The following is a 2,900-nucleotide window of genomic DNA, read 5'->3' as shown; positions in this document are numbered from 1 at the left end:
TTAGTTGTTAGTTGATGGACCAACCCATACTTGTTGTGTGTTAACAAACATCTTTATACCATGGGGCCCTAGTTCTCTTCCATAGCCAGATTTTTTAACCCCTCCACTTGGAAGTCTAGGATCGGTTTTAACAATACCATTAATTGATACCTGACCACTCTCAATCTCTTTAGCAAGTTCTTTACCTCTTTCAGGTTTTGTCCAAATAGCTGCACCAAGCCCATATTGGGAATCATTTGCTATTTTTATTGCATCTGATGAATCAGTTGCTTTCATAACAGCAGCAATTGGTCCAAATGTCTCTTCCCTTGCAGCAGTCATATTAGTGGTTACATCTATTAACATAGTTATAGGATAGTAAAAACCCTTTCCACTTGGAATTTTACCTCCTAAAACGCATTTTGCCCCTTCATTAATGGTATTAACCACTTGTCTGTGTATGTCCTCTCTTAGATCATTCCTTGCAATAGGACCTACATCTGTATTTTCATCCATTGGATCTCCAACTTTAAATTTGCTGAAATTAGCTTTTAAAAGCTCTACCATTTTATCATAAACAGCTTCTTCTATAATTATTCTCTTAGCAGCAATACAGGATTGACCAGCATTAATCACCCTAGATAGGCTTATAGTGTAGGCTGCCTCTTCAAGATCTGCATCTTTTAAGACTATATTAGGATCTGAGCCGCCAAGCTCTAGAACTTGTGGTTTAACCTCAGATGCTGCAATAGCAGCAACCTTTGAGCCACCATTAACTGAGCCTGTAAAGGAAACACCTTTTATGTGTCTATTTCTAACAACATTCTCAAGTGAGGCTGAGGTTATTGCAAGATTTTCAAAGACACCCTCCTTGAACCCAGATTTTACAAATGCATCTTTTATTGCTAGTGCACACCCTGGTACATGTGAATCGTGTTTCATTAGGCATGTATTACCTGCCATTAGAGCTGGAGCAAAGAAGCGTGAAGCAAGCCAAAAGGTAGCATTCCATGGCAAAATACCTAGTATAACCCCAATTGGGGTGTATTGAACATAGCTTTCAGTTGCATCTGATTTTATATACTCATTTTCTAGATAACTTTCAGCATAATCTGCATAATGTTCAGCGCACCATGCAGATTTTAATACTTCACCTCTAGCCTCTTTTATAGGCCTACCCATTTCCTCAGTTATTATCTTTGCATAATTATCGGCATTTTCATGTAACACTCTAGAGAGATTTTTCATTAATCTTGTGCGTTCACTAAAAGTGGTATATTTATAATAATTATAATATGTATCATTAGCCAGATCTATCTTTCTAATAACCTCTTTTTCACTATCAACTTCTATTTCATTTACTTTTTCCTCTGTAGCTGGATTAATTGATATAAGTTTATTTTTCATAAAAACTCCTTTATTATATTATTTTTTATCCTTTTTTTTATCTTTCTTCTTATCTTTATCTTTTTCAGCTTCAAAGGAAGCTAGTTTAATTGGAGAGTTCATAATCTCCTTTGATCTTTCTTTGTTTTCTTCCTTTTTAATTGTGAAGGATTCTTCTAAATCAAAAAAAGATGAACAGCCGTCTTCTGTTACAACAATAGTATCAGAAATACCAACAGTTTTATCACCATCAACACCCCATATCCAAGGGATAATGTGTAGTGTCATTCCTGCCTTTAATACCGATGGATTGCCATGGGTTAAACTTAGAATATATCCCTCATCCCAGCTAGGAGGAAAGGCAATTCCAATAGAATATCCAGATCTAGTGATTAAATAACCCTCTTCTTCGGAGCCACTTATTATATGTCTAATTAGATTATCTACATCTGATACTGTAACACCTGGTCTAATAAATTCTTTAGCTGATCTTAAAGCATATTTTATGCGTTCTTCAGCTTTTAAGATACTCTTAGTTGGTTCGCCTAAAACGACAGTTCTCATCATAGCAGTATGGTATTGTTTATAGCAGCCTCCAATCTCGATAAATACATGTTCCCCTGGATTTACAACCCTACCTTCCCATGAAGCATGGCCTATCATTGTCCTTGGTCCTGAGGAAACATAGGGCATTACTGCAGGTATCTCGCCGCCAGCTTTAAACATGGCTTTTGATATCTCAGCTCCAATTTCATTTTCAGTAACGCCAGCACTTACTGCTTCTATACCTGCTCTCATACCAGCTTGTGTAGCCCTTGCCGCCTTTTTCATTACTTCTATTTCATATTGAGATTTTATCAGCCTTCCTTCTTCCACAATGCCAAAACAATCAATTAGTTGTCCCCCAATAAGATTGTGTTGCAGGGAGTCCTGTTGATATGCTGGAAAAAAATAACTATTTCTCTCATATCCTATGACTTTTTTTGAAAGCTTCATCTCTTTCAAACTACTAACTAACATTTGTATAGCATCCTCAGTATCACTATAAGGTCTTGATATCTCAACCCAGGTTCTGTGTAATACATTTGATTCCTCTAACCTTCTTGTCACCATAAAAGGTTCGCCTTCGAGTGGAACAACTAATGCTTGAAAAAATGAATATCCTGTTGTCTTGTAATCAGTTAAATATAGGAGATTCTCTGGATCTGTAATTATAACAGCATCTAGTAATCTTTCATTCATTCTATTTTTTAACTCATCAATCCTTCTCTTATATTCCTCAAAGGGAAAATTCATATCATCTCTTTCTCTCATATTATTTAGCCCTCATTATTTTTCTAAAAGATTTTTCAAATATATTTAATCCTTTCTTTAGTTCATCCTTCGGTATAGTCAATGGCGGAATAAATTTTATAACTTCACCAGCGCTGCCACATCCGCTTATTACAAGACCATTATTAAAACATTCCTTGATTATATCTTTGGATATATTACCATCTCCAGTATCAATACCGTATATCATTCCCTTTCCTCTA

At 35.7% G+C, this 2,900-nt stretch carries 3 protein-coding genes; all 3 read right to left on the bottom strand.

Features of this window, described 5'->3' with window-relative positions; all coding sequences use genetic code 11:
- Positions 1-1,386 carry an NAD-dependent succinate-semialdehyde dehydrogenase gene (locus SVN78_09950; protein ID MDY6821928.1) on the bottom strand — a complete coding sequence of 462 codons (1,386 nt, stop codon included), beginning with the start codon at positions 1,384-1,386 and terminating at the stop codon, positions 1-3.
- 18 nt (positions 1,387-1,404) lie between these two features.
- Entirely contained in the window at positions 1,405-2,679 is a 1,275-nt protein-coding gene (gene doeA / locus SVN78_09945; GenBank protein ID MDY6821927.1) for an ectoine hydrolase, read from the bottom strand.
- Position 2,680: 1 nt separating this feature from the next.
- A partial coding sequence (locus SVN78_09940; GenBank protein ID MDY6821926.1) for an aminotransferase class III-fold pyridoxal phosphate-dependent enzyme occupies positions 2,681-2,900 on the bottom strand: 220 nt, incomplete at its 5' end.

It is taken from the genome of Deferribacterota bacterium (genome assembly GCA_034189185.1).
GTDB lineage: Bacteria > Chrysiogenota > Deferribacteres > Deferribacterales > UBA228 > UBA228.
The sequence above is the reverse complement of the archived record's forward strand: the minus strand, read 5'-3'. Positions and strand labels throughout refer to the sequence as shown.

Bases quoted from the DNA above. Each gene is read 5' to 3' on its own strand.
- SVN78_09950 (MDY6821928.1), bottom strand. From the start codon at position 1,386: ATGAAAAATAAACTTATATCAATTAATCCAGCTACAGAGGAAAAAGTA.
- doeA (MDY6821927.1), bottom strand. From the start codon at position 2,679: ATGAGAGAAAGAGATGATATGAATTTTCCCTTTGAGGAATATAAGAGA.